Source organism: Stappia sp. G46H5W (assembly GCF_058448995.1).
The window spans coordinates 123,994-136,924 of the sequence record NZ_JBZFLL010000004.1; the positions used below are offsets into that span (position 1 = coordinate 123,994).

13 protein-coding genes are annotated in these 12,931 nt (G+C 67.9%); 5 read left to right on the forward strand and 8 right to left on the reverse strand.

What is annotated here, in order from left to right:
* Positions 1 to 2 precede the first annotated feature (2 nt).
* The 3 genes from ACVJ6E_RS13510 to ACVJ6E_RS13520 all read left to right on the forward strand — a co-directional run bounded on the left by ACVJ6E_RS13510 (position 3) and on the right by ACVJ6E_RS13520 (position 1,610).
* A complete protein-coding gene (locus ACVJ6E_RS13510; RefSeq protein ID WP_199681342.1) occupies positions 3 to 815 on the forward strand; it encodes an N-formylglutamate amidohydrolase in 813 nt (270 codons plus the stop codon).
* 50 nt (positions 816 to 865) lie between these two features.
* Entirely contained in the window at positions 866 to 1,171 is a 306-nt protein-coding gene (locus tag ACVJ6E_RS13515) for a DUF1244 domain-containing protein (protein ID WP_120269759.1), read from the forward strand.
* Between the two features lie 175 nt (positions 1,172 to 1,346).
* Positions 1,347 to 1,610 carry a DUF2312 domain-containing protein gene (locus ACVJ6E_RS13520; RefSeq protein WP_067218634.1) on the forward strand — a complete coding sequence of 88 codons (264 nt, stop codon included), beginning with the start codon at positions 1,347 to 1,349 and terminating at the stop codon, positions 1,608 to 1,610.
* A gap of 107 nt (positions 1,611 to 1,717) precedes the next feature.
* Here ACVJ6E_RS13520 and ACVJ6E_RS13525 read toward each other — a convergent pair whose 3' ends face one another.
* Complete coding sequence (locus ACVJ6E_RS13525) at positions 1,718 to 1,981, reverse strand: excalibur calcium-binding domain-containing protein (protein ID WP_147421886.1); 264 nt, start codon at positions 1,979 to 1,981, stop codon at positions 1,718 to 1,720.
* A 349-nt stretch (positions 1,982 to 2,330) separates the two neighbouring features.
* On the opposite strand from ACVJ6E_RS13525, the gene ACVJ6E_RS13530 reads away from it, so the two are divergent.
* The gene (locus ACVJ6E_RS13530) at positions 2,331 to 2,837 is read left to right on the forward strand and encodes a molybdopterin-binding protein (protein ID WP_147421885.1); all 507 of its coding nucleotides are present in this window, start codon (positions 2,331 to 2,333) and stop codon (positions 2,835 to 2,837) included.
* Positions 2,834 to 4,810 (forward strand): bifunctional diguanylate cyclase/phosphodiesterase, encoded by a 1,977-nt coding sequence (locus tag ACVJ6E_RS13535; RefSeq protein WP_120269627.1) that lies wholly within the window; start codon positions 2,834 to 2,836, stop codon positions 4,808 to 4,810. Before ACVJ6E_RS13530 ends, ACVJ6E_RS13535 begins: the two co-directional genes overlap by 4 nt.
* A 121-nt stretch (positions 4,811 to 4,931) precedes the next feature.
* On the opposite strand, the gene ACVJ6E_RS13540 is transcribed toward ACVJ6E_RS13535, so the two are convergent.
* The 7 genes from ACVJ6E_RS13540 to ACVJ6E_RS13570 form a co-directional block, all read right to left on the reverse strand.
* Positions 4,932 to 6,329 carry an NAD(P)(+) transhydrogenase (Re/Si-specific) subunit beta gene (locus ACVJ6E_RS13540; RefSeq protein ID WP_120269626.1) on the reverse strand — a complete coding sequence of 466 codons (1,398 nt, stop codon included), beginning with the start codon at positions 6,327 to 6,329 and terminating at the stop codon, positions 4,932 to 4,934.
* Positions 6,330 to 6,342: 13 nt separating this feature from the next.
* The gene (locus tag ACVJ6E_RS13545) at positions 6,343 to 6,819 is read right to left on the reverse strand and encodes a proton-translocating transhydrogenase family protein (RefSeq protein WP_120269625.1); all 477 of its coding nucleotides are present in this window, start codon (positions 6,817 to 6,819) and stop codon (positions 6,343 to 6,345) included.
* An 11-nt stretch (positions 6,820 to 6,830) separates the two neighbouring features.
* A complete protein-coding gene (locus ACVJ6E_RS13550) occupies positions 6,831 to 7,970 on the reverse strand; it encodes a Re/Si-specific NAD(P)(+) transhydrogenase subunit alpha (RefSeq protein ID WP_120269624.1) in 1,140 nt (379 codons plus the stop codon).
* A gap of 68 nt (positions 7,971 to 8,038) precedes the next feature.
* Entirely contained in the window at positions 8,039 to 8,323 is a 285-nt protein-coding gene (locus tag ACVJ6E_RS13555) for an aa3-type cytochrome c oxidase subunit IV (protein ID WP_120269623.1), read from the reverse strand.
* Positions 8,324 to 8,475: 152 nt separating this feature from the next.
* Positions 8,476 to 9,858 carry an ABC1 kinase family protein gene (locus ACVJ6E_RS13560; RefSeq protein ID WP_120269622.1) on the reverse strand — a complete coding sequence of 461 codons (1,383 nt, stop codon included), beginning with the start codon at positions 9,856 to 9,858 and terminating at the stop codon, positions 8,476 to 8,478.
* A 93-nt stretch (positions 9,859 to 9,951) separates the two neighbouring features.
* Entirely contained in the window at positions 9,952 to 10,923 is a 972-nt protein-coding gene (locus tag ACVJ6E_RS13565; RefSeq protein WP_120269621.1) for a heme-dependent oxidative N-demethylase family protein, read from the reverse strand.
* Positions 10,920 to 12,782, reverse strand: a complete 1,863-nt coding sequence (locus ACVJ6E_RS13570) for a M3 family oligoendopeptidase (RefSeq protein WP_120269620.1) — start codon at positions 12,780 to 12,782, stop codon at positions 10,920 to 10,922. The genes ACVJ6E_RS13565 and ACVJ6E_RS13570 overlap by 4 nt, the downstream gene beginning before the upstream one ends.
* Positions 12,783 to 12,931: the final 149 nt, after the last annotated feature.

The window sequence follows — 12,931 nt, forward strand, 5'->3', positions numbered from 1 at the left end:
AGATGGCCGAGAGCCGGTTTCCTGCCCCGAAATCCCCCGACGAGGCGCCGTTCGAGAAGGTCGAGGGCGACCGCTCGCGCGGGCTCCTGCTGCTGTGCGACCATGCCAGCAACGGACTGCCGGCGCGTTACGGCTCGCTCGGCCTGCCGCCGTCCGAGTTTTCGCGTCACATCGCCTATGACATCGGCGTGCGCGAGCTGACGCTGGGACTGGCGCAGGCCTTCGGCGTGCCGGCCCTGATGACCACCTATTCGCGGCTGCTGATCGACCCGAACCGCGGCGAGGACGACCCGACGCTGGTGATGCGCCTGTCGGACGGTTCGGTGGTTCCGGGCAATGCGCAACACGACGCGGCCGAGCGCGAACACCGGCTCGTGACCTATCACCGCCCCTATCACGAGGCGGTTGCGGCCGAGATCGACGCGGCGATCGCGGAAGGCCATCCCCCGGCGATCCTGTCGATCCACAGCTATACGCCGGTGTGGCGCGGCGTGCCGCGGCCCTGGCATGCGGGCATCCTGTGGGACAGCGACCCGCGTTTCGCGCTGCCGCTGCTTGACGCATTGCGATCCGATCCCGATCTGGTGGTGGGCGACAACGAGCCCTATGACGGGGCCTTGAAGAACGACTGCATGTACCGGCATGGTACGGCGCGAGGGCTGGCGCATGTGCTGCTTGAGGTCCGCCAGGACCTGATTGGCGATGCGGCCGGCATCGAGGCCTGGACGCAGCGGCTGGTGCCGCTGGTCGCGAAGGTCCTGCAGCAAGCGCCGGACCTCGACACGATCCGCCACTACGGATCGCGCTGCGACTGAGCGGCCAGATCCTGCGAGAGACCGGGCGGCTGCGAGAGATGGAGAAGGACATGGCCGAAATCGACGAGGCAACGCGCACCGAACTGGAGGCGGCCGCATTCCGCCGTCTGGTCTCGCATCTGCGCAACCGCACCGACGTGCAGAACATCGACATGATGAATCTTGCCGGCTTCTGCCGGAACTGCCTGTCCAACTGGTATCTGGACGCGGCGAACGAGAAGGGCGTCGCGCTCGACAAGGACGGCGCGCGCGAGATCGTCTACGGCATGCCGTATTCGCAGTGGAAGGATCTCTACCAGAACGAGGCGAGCGCCGAGCAGCAGGCTGCCTTCGAAAAGGCCCGCCCGCACGAGTAAGACGCTGCGCCACGCCCATGTGAATATCGTTCCGTTTTCGTTCCCCGGTCTTGCATCCGCCCGATTTTCCGCGCATGCAGATCGGCATCACGGGAGGCATTTTGCCTCCCGGCCCCGTTTGATCACCCCGATCCGCAGGCCTTACGGCCCGCACCCATGAAGGAGACGAGTACCCATGTCCGATCCAGGCGGCGTCGCCGGCGACCAGCTGCGTGCATTTGTCGAGCGCATCGAGCGTCTCGAGGAAGAGAAGAAGGTGATCTCGGACGACATCAAGGATGTCTACGCGGAAGCCAAGGGCACCGGCTTCGACGTCAAGATCCTGCGCAAGGTGATCTCCCTGCGCAAGAAGCAGCCGCATGAGCGCGAGGAGGAGGATGCGATCCTCGACCTCTACATGCATGCGCTGGGCATGAACGGACCGGCGAACGACGCCTGATCCGAAAGTCATGCGGCCTTGCGGCCGCAGCACCAGACCCGATGAAACCCGGCATGCGAGCCCCGCGTGCCGGGTTTTTTCGTGGCGGCGACGTGCCTGCCGTGCCGCTACTTGTTGCAGCCGATCTCCCGCAGGATCGCCTCGACCTGGCGCCGCGAGGAGCACACATTCTCACAAGGGATGCCGTCGCCGTCGCCATCGGCGCGGCCATAGCCGGAGCACCACAGGATCACCGCCGAGCGGCAATCGGGCATCTGCTTGCAGGTGAGCCCGCGTCGCGCCTGGACGAGCGTGGCGGCGGGCGGATCGACGGGCGTATAGGGCCCGGCCGGCCCGAGCGCGCCCATCAGGCAAAGTGCTTTGAGTATCATCGTGGGAGCCCCCCGCGCCCATCAAAGCGCGCGGTGCAAAGGGAAGCCACCAACCGGCCGCAACCGGAAATTGACCGCAAGCCGGGCGATGGAAAAGAGCAGAGAGAAAGCGGCGCGCCCCCCGGAGGCGCGCCGCTCGCCCTGCATTGAGGGCGAATCGCATTTGCCGCATTCCGGGCACCGCGATGCGACCCCGGCCTTCCCGCTCTGCTGCGCGTTGAATCCTGCGAAAAGTGCGGAGAGGTTAAGCTTGCCTTCACGGCGGCGGGCTATGGTCCGCCATAGGCAGATAAAGGCGTCGTGCAAGATGGATTAGGTCTTCCTGGACGACTGCCGGATGGAGGACCGCATGCCCCTGGCACGGATGTTCGCAGCTCTTCTGGGTGTCGCTGTTTTTCTCGCAGGACCGTTGACGGCGCAGGCGGCGGGTCTGTCGCCTTCCGATCGGGTGACGGCGGCCGGGACCATCCTGTTGAGGCATGGCGGCGTGACGAGGGACCTGTCCCTCGACGAGATCGAGCGCCTGCCGATGGTCGAGATCCGTGGCCGCGCCAGCCCCGACGAGTCGCTGATCGACTTTCGTGGGGTTCTCCTGTCCGAACTCGTCCGCATGATCGGCGCCAGCGAGGCCGAGGGCCTGGTGGTGCGCGCCTCCGATGGCTATTCGGCCGACATCCCGCGCCAGGACTGGGAACGGTGGCCCATCGTCATCGCGACCCGCGCCGGCCAGGAGCGGCTGACCCCGCGCCAACGCGGCCCGGCACGGATCATCTATCCGGTCGGCCAGTATCCGGAACTGGATACACGCACCTATGCCGACCGCAGCGTCTGGCTGATCGTCGAGATCGAGTGGTGAACGGCCTCAGACGGATCCTTGCGCAATCTGCGCTGCTCCGTCCGGTGCAGCCGTGGCTGGTCGGCGGCGCGGTGGCTTGCGCCTGCCTGGTGGCGACGCTGGTGGCGCTGCGCGGTGTCGCCACGCTGAACCAGCCGGAGCCCGATGCCGGGCAGCACATGGTGCGCCACATGCGCTACACCTTCGCCGAGGTGGCGCGGGTGGACGGCATGCTGCAGGCGCTGAGCCTCGATGCCGCCTCGCCGGAAGCGCGGGGGCTGGTCTCCAATGCTGCCGACCACTTCCACATCCGTTTGGAGGTCCTGGGCGGTCTGACCCGGGGCCCGCTGGTCGAGCCCGATTCCGGTGTGGCACCCATCGCCTGGGCGCTGCTCGACGGCCTCGACCGGCTTGCCTCGGGAGAAACCCCCATCAATCAGACGACGCTCACCGACCTGCGCCGCACCAGTTTCGAACTGACGCGCGAGATCGGCGACTACATGCGCGGTGTCGAGGCGGATATCGACGAGGCGCTGAAGCAGCGGGCCGAGAATTCTGCCGGTGCCTGGTTCGAGGTCATCGCCAGTGTGACCATGCTGCTGGTGCTGTCCTTCATCTCGCTGGCCCTGCGCTGGCGCAACAGGCGGATGGTCACCGAGCTGAAGCTGGTCAGCGGCATCGACAGCCTGACCGGTCTCGCCAACCGTCGCGGCTTCACCGAATGGGCCACGGCGACGACGGCGGCCGGGCCGGCGCCAAGGCAGGCCCTGCTCATCTTCGATCTCGACCGGTTCAAGGCGGTCAACGACCGGCACGGCCACCTGGCGGGCGACGAGCTGCTGAAGACGGCGGCCGACTGGCTGGTGGAGCGGTTCGGCGATCGCGGCATCGTTGCGCGCTGGGGCGGCGACGAGTTCGTCGCAACGCTGTCCTTGCCGCAGGACGAGGCCGGCGATCTCGCCGCGCTGATCGCCGAGCGCATGTCCTCGCCGCCGGAGCTGGTCTTCAAGGGCGAGACGATCCCGCTGCATTTCAGTTGCGGCATTGCGGTCTGGCCGGACGACGGCCCGACGATCGACGCGACGATCGTGGCGGCGGACGCCGCCCTTTATGAGGCCAAGGCCCGCGGACGCGGGCGCCAGGTGTTCTTCGAGGCGGGCATCTCGGATCGCCGCGACCGCGCCGAGGCGCTGCGCACGTCGCTGCCGCAGGCGCTGGCGGCCGGGCAGCTGTTTCTCGAATTCCAGCCGCAGGTTCATATCGGCTGCGGCACGGTGACCGGTGTCGAGGCGCTGGTGCGCTGGCGCGACACCGCCACCGGCGAGATCATCCCGCCGGCGCTGTTCATCCCGATCCTCGAGGAAGGCGACCAGATCGCCGAGCTGGACCGGTTCGTGATCGACGAGGCCTGCCGCACCGCGGCCTCCTGGGCCGAGGCGGGACGGCGGCTGCGGGTGTCGGTCAACCTGTCGCCGCGCACCTTCCAGACCCCGGGTCTTGCGGAGCTGGTGGCGGCAGCGCTCGGTCGCCACGGCCTGACGGCGCGCCAGCTCGAGATCGAGATCACCGAAGGGGTGCTGCTGATCGACGATGTCCAGGTGGAAGCCAACCTGGCCGCCCTTGCCGAGCTCGGCGTCCGGCTGGCGCTCGACGATTTCGGCTCCGGCTATTCCAACATCGCCTACCTGATGCGGCTGAAGCCGGACGTGCTGAAGATCGACCGCTCCTTCGTGCTGGAGGGCGACGAGCACATCCGCGCCAGCATCGTGCAGGGCATCCTGCAGCTGGCCGAGACGCTCGGCGCCGAAACGCTGATCGAGGGCATCGAGACGGCGGACCAACTGCGCTTCGTCCACGAAACCGGCTGCCAGATCGTGCAGGGCTTCCTGTTCGCCCGGCCGATGGCCGCAAGCGCCATCCCGGCCTTCTGCGTGGGCTTCGAGGCGCAGCACCAGCTGGCCCAGGGAACGCTCCTGCTGCAGCACCGCGCCTGAGCCCGCCCGGCCTGAGCCTGCTTGACAGGTATCCGGTTCGCCTCCTGCAAGAACGCAAACGGCGCGCCCCCCGGGGGAGGCGCGCCGCGACTTGCGTGCGTTGTAAGGACGAGCGCGGGGCTCAGAGCGCCTTGACGATGCCCTCGGTCATCTTCTTGGCGTCGCCGAACAGCATCATCGTCTTGTCCAGGAAGAACAGCTCGTTCTGGATGCCGGCATAGCCGGAGCCCATGCCGCGCTTGACGAAGAGCACCGTACCGGCCTTGTCGACGTCGAGGATCGGCATGCCGTAGATCGGCGAGGACGGATCGTCGCGCGCTGCCGGGTTGGTGACGTCGTTGGCGCCGATGACGTAGACGACGTCGGCCTGGGCGAACTCGGAGTTGATGTCCTCCAGCTCGAAGACCTCGTCATACGGCACGTTGGCCTCTGCCAGCAGCACGTTCATGTGACCGGGCATGCGGCCCGCCACCGGGTGGATGGCGTACTTGACCTCGACGCCCTCCTCCTTGAGCGTGTCGGCGAGCTCGCGCAGGGCGTGCTGCGCCTGGGCAACCGCCATGCCGTAGCCCGGCACGATGATGACCTTGGCGGCATTCTTCATGATGAAGGCCGCGTCCTCGGCAGAGCCCTGCTTGACCGGACGGTCGTCCGCCCCGCCACCGCCGGCCGCAGCGGTCTCGCCGCCGAAGCCGCCGAGAATGACGGAGATGAAGGAGCGGTTCATGCCCTTGCACATGATGTAGGACAGGATGGCGCCCGACGAGCCGACCAGCGCGCCGACGACGATCAGCGCCATGTTGCCCAGCGTGAAGCCGATGCCGGCGGCCGCCCAGCCCGAATAGGAGTTGAGCATGGACACAACGACCGGCATGTCCGCGCCGCCGATCGGGATGATGATCAGGCCGCCGAAGATCAGCGACAGGACGACGATCATCCAGAAGACGGTGTGGCTCTCGGTCGCGACGAAGACGATGACCATGAGGACGATCAGCGCCGCCAGGCCGCCATTGATGAGGTGGCGTGCGGGCAGCATGATCGGCGCGCCGGACATGCGCCCGTCGAGCTTGGCGAAGGCGATGACCGAACCGGTGAAGGTGATCGCGCCGATGGCGACGCCGAGCGACATCTCCACGAGGCTCGCCCCGTGGATGGTGCCGACCGTGCCGATGCCGAAGGCCTGGGGCGCATAGAGCGCACCGGCGGCCACCAGCACCGCGGCCATGCCGACCAGCGAGTGGAAGGCGGCGACCAGCTGCGGCATGGCGGTCATCGGCACGCGCTTGGCGATCACCGCACCGACGCCGCCGCCGATGGCGAGGCCGCCAACGATGAGCGCCAGGCCGCTGAAGCCGGGTGCGGCGGTCAGCAGGGTCGTGACGATGGCGATGGCCATGCCGACCATGCCGAACATGTTGCCCTGGCGCGATGTCTCGGGGCTGGACAGCCCGCGCAGCGCCAGGATGAAGAGAACAGCCGAAATCACATAGAGGACGGCCGTGACATTGGCGGAAAGCATCGTGTCCGGCCCCCTATCTCTGCTTCTTCTTGTACATGGCGAGCATGCGCTGCGTGACCAGGAAGCCGCCGAAGATGTTGACGCTGGCCATGATCAGCGCAAGGAAGCCGAAGCCCCGCGCGTAAGCTGCGCCATCGGCGGCAAGGTCGACGCCCACGGCCAGCAGCGCGCCGACCACGATCACGCTCGAAATGGCGTTCGTGACCGACATCAGCGGCGTGTGCAGGGCCGGCGTCACCGACCAGACCACGTAGTAGCCGACGAAGATCGCAAGCACGAAGATGGTGAACTGGAAGACGAAGGGATCGATCGCGCCGCCCGTGAGGGCGGAGGCGGCATGAGCGATCGAGTCGCTCGCCCCGCCGGCGATCTGGTCCGCATAGCCGCGGGCCGCATCGGCCGCCGCCTGGGCGGTTTCAGCCGCCTCGCGTGCGGCTTCCGCAGCGGCGCGGGCGCGCTCCAGCGTTTCGTTGGCGTTGAGTTCCGACATGCGTCCCCCCTTTATCCGGCTGCCGGCGCGAAGGCCGGGTGAACCACCTTGCCGTCGCGGGTGAGGACGGTCGCCTTGACCAACTCGTCCTCCCAGTTCACGGCAATGGCCTTGGCCTCCTTGTCGACGAGAGTCTCGGCGAAGGCGACCAGGTTCTTGGCGTAGAGCGCCGAGGCGGAAGCGGCGAGACGGCCGGGCACGTTGAGATGGCCGACGATCTTCACCTCGCCCACCTGGGCGACCTTACCGGGCACAGCGCCCTCGACATTGCCGCCGCGCTCGACGGCGAGGTCGACGATCACCGAGCCGGGCTTCATCGAGGCGACCATCTCCTTGGTGATCAGGCGCGGCGCGGGCCGGCCGGGGATCAGGGCGGTGGTGACGACGATGTCCTGCTTGGCGATGTGCGAAGCGACCAGCTCGGCCTGCTTCTTCTTGTATTCGTCCGACATTTCCTTGGCGTAGCCGCCGGCCGTCTCCGCCTGGCGGAACTCGTCGTCCTCCACGGCGATGAACTTGGCACCGAGCGACTCGACCTGCTCCTTGGCGGCCGGACGCACGTCGGTGGCGCTGACCACCGCGCCGAGGCGGCGGGCGGTGGCGATCGCCTGGAGACCGGCGACGCCGGCACCCATGACGAACACGCGCGCGGCCGGGACCGTGCCGGCCGCAGTCATCATCATCGGCATGGCGCGGTCGTATTCCGCGGCGCCGTCGATGACAGCCTGGTAGCCGGCCAGGTTGGCCTGGGAAGACAGGACGTCCATGACCTGTGCGCGGGTGATGCGCGGCATGAACTCCATGGCGAAGGCGGAGATGCCGGCCTCGGCCATCGCCTTGACGGCGTCCTCATGGCCGTAAGGGTCCATCGTCGCGATGACGATGGCGCCCTTTTTCATCAGGCCGAGTTCGGCCGCGCTGGGGCGGCGAACCTTGAGAACCAGGTCGGCGCCCTCGAGCGTCGCCTTGGCGTCCTTGGCGATGGTGGCACCGGCGGCCTGATAGTCGGCATCGACCACACGCGACAACGTGCCTGCGCCTGTTTCGACACTGACTTCGAAGCCGAGCGAGACGAACCGCTTCACGGTATCGGGCGTCGCGGCGACACGCGTTTCTCCTGCCTCGCTCTCGCGGGGCACAGCGAGTTTCATCGGTTGTCTCCTCCCAGTGTACGAAAATCGGCCAGTATGCGAAAAATCTGCGATCGGCGAAAAGCCGCTCAGGCGGCGGTCACGATCGCGATCAGGCCGGTGACCAGAAACACGATGGCCGACGGGATCCAGCCCTTGGCGCCGGTGGCAAGACCGACGGCCGCAGCGACGAGCGTCGCGATCAGCGCGATCCAGCCGAAGAACGTGCCGGCGCCGCCGCCGAACGTGAAGAGGATGAGGCACAGCATCACGTTCAGGGAGGCGATGGTGCCGACCTTGGAGAAGTTGATGAAGCCGTTGTAGGTGCGCTCGTGCTCTGCGTAGTCCATCGACGGAGCGTTGTGGTCTGCCATGGATCCCTCTCGTAGCTAGGGTGGATGTTTGGCGTACTTATAGCAGACAGCTTCCCTTGGGCAACGCGCAGTTTGCGCTGCGAGACAGGCAGTCGCGCAGCGACCTGAAGGCCGGTCGCGGCCATATCAGAGCAGGTTCCGGACGTGCCGGATCAGCCGGCGACCGACGGCGTGAGGCCCACCCCCTCCAGCAGCGCCGACTGGCGGGCGGCGACGGTGTCCTGCTCGAAGTCCTCGATCTGTTCGTTGAACAGGCGGAAGAAGTTTAGCTCGGCCTTCAGATGCAGGAACACGCCGCCGAGGCCGATGGCCGCCCGGTCCATGAAGACGAACTCGCGCGGCACCGTCACCGGGCCCTTCTCCTTCAGCGCCTGATGGACGCGGAAGGCCTCCTTGCGCCCGTACTCGGCCGGCTTGATGCCGTCGGCGATGGAGCGGACCCGGTCGGTGAGCAGCGGGCCGTAGATGAAGCGGGCCCAGATATTGAGAATGTCGATCAGCTCGCGGGTGAGGCCGCGGAAGCCCCAGCGCTCGTAGGCGGAGACGACGAGATCGTCGTCGCCATGCAGCAATCCGCGATAGAGATCGACGACGCCGCGCACGAAGCCGGGCGGGAAGATGCGGATGCAGCCGTAGTCGAGCAGGTTGATGCCGGCGGGCGCTTCGCCCTCGGTAAAGACCGTGTAGTTGCCCAGATGCGGGTCGCCATGGATCAGCCCGTGATGGCTGAATGGATGCCACCAGGCGCGGAACATGACCTCGGCGAGGCGGTTGCGGTCCTCCAGCGGACGATCCTTGAAGCTCAGCAGCGGCCGGCCGTCGAGCCAGGACATGGTGAGCAGGCGACCCGTCGACAGCTCCTGCCGCACCTGCGGCACGCGGATGCGCGGCTCGGCCTCGAAGATCTGGGCATAGGCGGCCATGTGGCGGGCCTCGCGCCGGTAATCCAGCTCCTCGCGCACCCGGTCGCCGATCTCGCGGGCGATCTCGCTGGTGTCGATGGCCGGACCCATGCGGCGATGGAGGGAAAACAGCAGCGACAGCTGGCGCAGGTCCGCCTCCACCGTGGAGGCCATGTCCGGATATTGCAGCTTGCAGGCAAGGTCCGCGCCGTCCTGCGCCCGCGCCCGGTGCACCTGGCCGAGCGAGGCGGCAGCCGACGGCTCGCGGTCGAAGCTGGCGAAACGCGACTGCCAGTCGCGGCCGAGCTCGGCCGACATGCGCCGCTTGACGAAGGCCCAGCCCATCGGCGGGGCATCGGACTGCAGCTGCGCCAGTTCGGCCGCATATTCGGGCGGCACCGCGTCGGGAATGGTGGAGATCAGCTGGGCGACCTTCATCAACGGGCCCTTCAGCCCGCCGAGGGCGGCGGCCAGCTCCGCCGCCTGCTTCTCGTTGTCGATGGTGTAGCCGAAGACGCGCGCACCGGCGATCTTCGCGGCAAGGCCGCTCATGTTGGCGCCGACGCGGGCATAGCGGCCGACACGGGCGCTCAGGCGGTTCTGCTCGCGGTCGCGGGGTGGTAGGGTGCTCATTCTTGCCTCGGCCGGTTGCGGGACGGTAGGTCCGGAACTGCTGCTACGTCCCGACAGATATAGTGGATCGATCCGGCCGGGGCAGTGGCGGCCTTATTCGGGTGCGAGCGAAGCGGCGAGCCGGGCAAGGGCTTCCGCGATGGCGTCGCGGTCGGCGGCCAGCCCCTTGTAGGCGGTCTGCTCCGTGTCGAGCTCCTGCAATTGCCGGCGCAGGCCGAGCGCCAGCCGGCCCCCGAGGGGATGGCGCGCGAAGGCGGCGACCGGGTCGTGGTGGATGCGGATGGTGAAGAGGATGTCGCCGCTTTTGGGCAGGCGGCGCAGGGTCTGGCGCTCGACCCGCACATGCAGGCCGCCGGCCTCGTCCCGCGCCAGCCGGTGCGGATCGGTGCCGTCCGCGGCGATCCGCTTGGGGAAGGGGCGGTGCAGCGCGGGGCCGGTATAGAGCGACCAGTTGAGCCGCCAGCTGGGTCGGTCGACGGTAAGATTGTCGAAGATGCGTGCGACCATCGGCCCCATGCGCCCGTCGTTGAAGCCGGGCACCGTCTCGTGGATCGCGGTCATCGGCTGGGCGAACTTGTCGGCGAGCGACCAGGACGAGGGAAAGCAGAGTGCGCCGGCGGCAAGGCGATACCCCTGCGGCGAGGCGCGCATGAGGATCAGGTCTTCCTGCACCAGCCGGGCGGCGCGGCCGAGCGGGATGTCGTCGCTGCCCGAAAGCGCGACCGTGCGCCCCGCGGGCAGGATGCGGATCGCCTCGCCCTCGCGGCGATAGAGATCGGGGAAACGGTGCGGCAGGTGCGCAGCCAGGAGGTCGAGCACTTCCTGCTGGGCGTCTTGCGTGTCGTCCTCGGCGAGCAGGACGGGGGCTTCGCCGCCGCCGGCGAGGAGCCGCTCCTTCTCGTCCAGCTGTTCGGCGAGCCGCGCGTCGGGCTCGATCCAGTCGGCAAGGTCGAGCGGCTGCAGGCCGACGCTGAAGGGCCGGGTCGAGCCGTCATAGGGCGTGTGGGAAAAGGGCGGGCCGGCGGGGGCGGGGCGATCCCGCCCCCCGCCGTCGATGCCGCTCATGCGTCGAGCCGTTCCAGTTCGTCGATGAAGCCGGCGATGACCGACAGGCCCTTGCGCCAGAAGGCGGGGTCGGTGGCATCCAGGCCGAACGGGGCGAGCAGCTCCGAATGGTGCTTGGTGCCGCCGGCCGACAGCATGGCGAAATACTTGTCCTGGAAGCCGGCTTCCGCGTCCTCGTAGACCGCGTAGAGCGAGTTCACCAGGCAATCGCCGAAGGCATAGGCGTAGACGTAGAAGGGCGAGTGGATGAAGTGCGGGATGTAGGTCCAGTAGGTCTCGTATCCCTCGCTGAGGCGGATTGCCGGGCCAAGGCTCTCCGTCTGCACCGACATCCACAACTCGCACAGGTCGGCCGAAGTCAGCTCGCCCTCGCGGCGGGCCGCATGGACCTTGCGCTCGAACGTGTAGAAGGCGATCTGCCGGACCACGGTGTTGATCATGTCCTCGACCTTGCCGGCCAGCAGGATCTTGCGCTTTTCCGGCGTCTCTGCCTGGGCGAGCAGCGCCTTGAAGGTCAGCATCTCGCCGAAGACGCTCGCCGTCTCGGCCAGCGTCAGGGGCGTCGGCGCCATCAGGGCGCCGTTCGGGGCGGCCAGCACCTGGTGGACGCCGTGGCCGAGCTCATGGGCCAGGGTCATGACGTCGCGAGTGCGGCCCTGATAGTTGAGCAGCACGTAAGGATGGGCGCTGGGCACGGTCGGATGGGCGAAGGCGCCCGGTGCCTTGCCGGTGCGCGCCGGCGCGTCGATCCAGCCCTTGTCGAAGAAGTCGCGGGCGATGTCCGCCATCTTCGGCGAGAAGCGGCCATAGGCGCCGAGCACGGTCTCGCGCGCCTCGTCCCAGGGGATGCGACGGTTGTCGGCGGAGGGGAGCGGCGCGTTGCGGTCCCAGAAATCGAGCACGTCGCGGCCGAGCCAGCCGGCCTTCATCGCGTAGTAGCGGTGGGAGAGGGCCGGATAGGCCTCGCGCACGGCCTCGACCAGGGCGTCGACCACCTCGCGCTCGACCCGGTTGGCCAGGTGCCGGCTGTCGGCGATGTCCGTGAAGCCGCGCCAGCGGTCGGAGATCTCCTTGTCCTTGGCCAGCGTGTTGGTGATCAGCGTGAAGACCGGCAGGTTCTGGCGGAAGGTCTTGCTGAGCGCCTTGGCGGCGGTCTCGCGCCGGCTGCCGTCCGCATCCTGCAGCAGGTTGAGGGTCGGCTCCAGCGACAGCTCGGTGCCGTCGACATCGAAGCGCAGGCCCGCCATCGTCTCGTCGAACAGGCGGTTCCAGGCGCTGGCGCCGGTCACCGACTTCTCGTGGAAGAGCTGCTCGATGCGGTCTTCCAGCTGGTGCGGGCGGGCCTTGCGGATATCGTCGAGCCACGGGCGGTAATGCCCGAGCTCGGGATCGCGGGCGGCCTCGTCGAGCACGGCGTCGTCGATGCGGTTCAGCTCCAGCGTGAAGAAGATCAGCGCGGTGCTGGCCGCGGTCAGCTTCTCCTGCACATCGCCGTAGAACTTCTGCCGCACAGGATCGGTGGTGTTGCCCGAATAGAAGAGGCCGGCATAGGAGGCGAGGCGGCCCATCAGGTCGTCGAGGGCCTCCATCTCGCGGATGGCGCCGGCGAGCTCGGCACCGGAGCGGCGGGCCATCTCGTTGAGCCTGCCCTTGTAGCGCTCTTCGAAGGCGCTCGCGTCGCGGGCAGCTTGGGCGAGATCGGTCGCGACCTGCGGGGAATCATGGGCGGGATAGAGATCGGCAAGGTTCCACTCCGGCAGGGTGCCGAGCTCGCTTGCCGCGCTGCCGCCTTCCGCCGCCGAGCGGGCGCCCTGTGCGAGTGCGCCCCGTGCCTGTGTCCAGCCTGTCGCGTGCGTCATGAGGTCTCCGCTCTCGTGTCCTGGCGCGAGGGGACGCGCCGTATCGTTCTGTCCCTTGGATATTGTGGATTGTCGGTTGAGGGCAACGGCTAAAGGCGGCGCGAAGAGGGCACCCGCCGGCAAATGTGGACATTTTGTTTACCGGTGCG

Excerpts from the sequence above, each read along its gene's own strand:
- ACVJ6E_RS13510 (WP_199681342.1), top strand. The coding sequence starts at position 3 with ATGGCCGAGAGCCGGTTTCCTGCCCCGAAATCCCCCGACGAGGCGCCG.
- ACVJ6E_RS13515 (WP_120269759.1), top strand. The coding sequence starts at position 866 with ATGGCCGAAATCGACGAGGCAACGCGCACCGAACTGGAGGCGGCCGCA.
- ACVJ6E_RS13520 (WP_067218634.1), top strand. The coding sequence starts at position 1,347 with ATGTCCGATCCAGGCGGCGTCGCCGGCGACCAGCTGCGTGCATTTGTC.
- ACVJ6E_RS13525 (WP_147421886.1), bottom strand. The coding sequence starts at position 1,981 with ATGATACTCAAAGCACTTTGCCTGATGGGCGCGCTCGGGCCGGCCGGG.
- ACVJ6E_RS13530 (WP_147421885.1), top strand. The coding sequence starts at position 2,331 with ATGCCCCTGGCACGGATGTTCGCAGCTCTTCTGGGTGTCGCTGTTTTT.
- ACVJ6E_RS13540 (WP_120269626.1), bottom strand. The coding sequence starts at position 6,329 with ATGCTTTCCGCCAATGTCACGGCCGTCCTCTATGTGATTTCGGCTGTT.
- ACVJ6E_RS13545 (WP_120269625.1), bottom strand. The coding sequence starts at position 6,819 with ATGTCGGAACTCAACGCCAACGAAACGCTGGAGCGCGCCCGCGCCGCT.
- ACVJ6E_RS13550 (WP_120269624.1), bottom strand. The coding sequence starts at position 7,970 with ATGAAACTCGCTGTGCCCCGCGAGAGCGAGGCAGGAGAAACGCGTGTC.
- ACVJ6E_RS13555 (WP_120269623.1), bottom strand. The coding sequence starts at position 8,323 with ATGGCAGACCACAACGCTCCGTCGATGGACTACGCAGAGCACGAGCGC.
- ACVJ6E_RS13560 (WP_120269622.1), bottom strand. The coding sequence starts at position 9,858 with ATGAGCACCCTACCACCCCGCGACCGCGAGCAGAACCGCCTGAGCGCC.
- ACVJ6E_RS13565 (WP_120269621.1), bottom strand. The coding sequence starts at position 10,923 with ATGAGCGGCATCGACGGCGGGGGGCGGGATCGCCCCGCCCCCGCCGGC.
- ACVJ6E_RS13570 (WP_120269620.1), bottom strand. The coding sequence starts at position 12,782 with ATGACGCACGCGACAGGCTGGACACAGGCACGGGGCGCACTCGCACAG.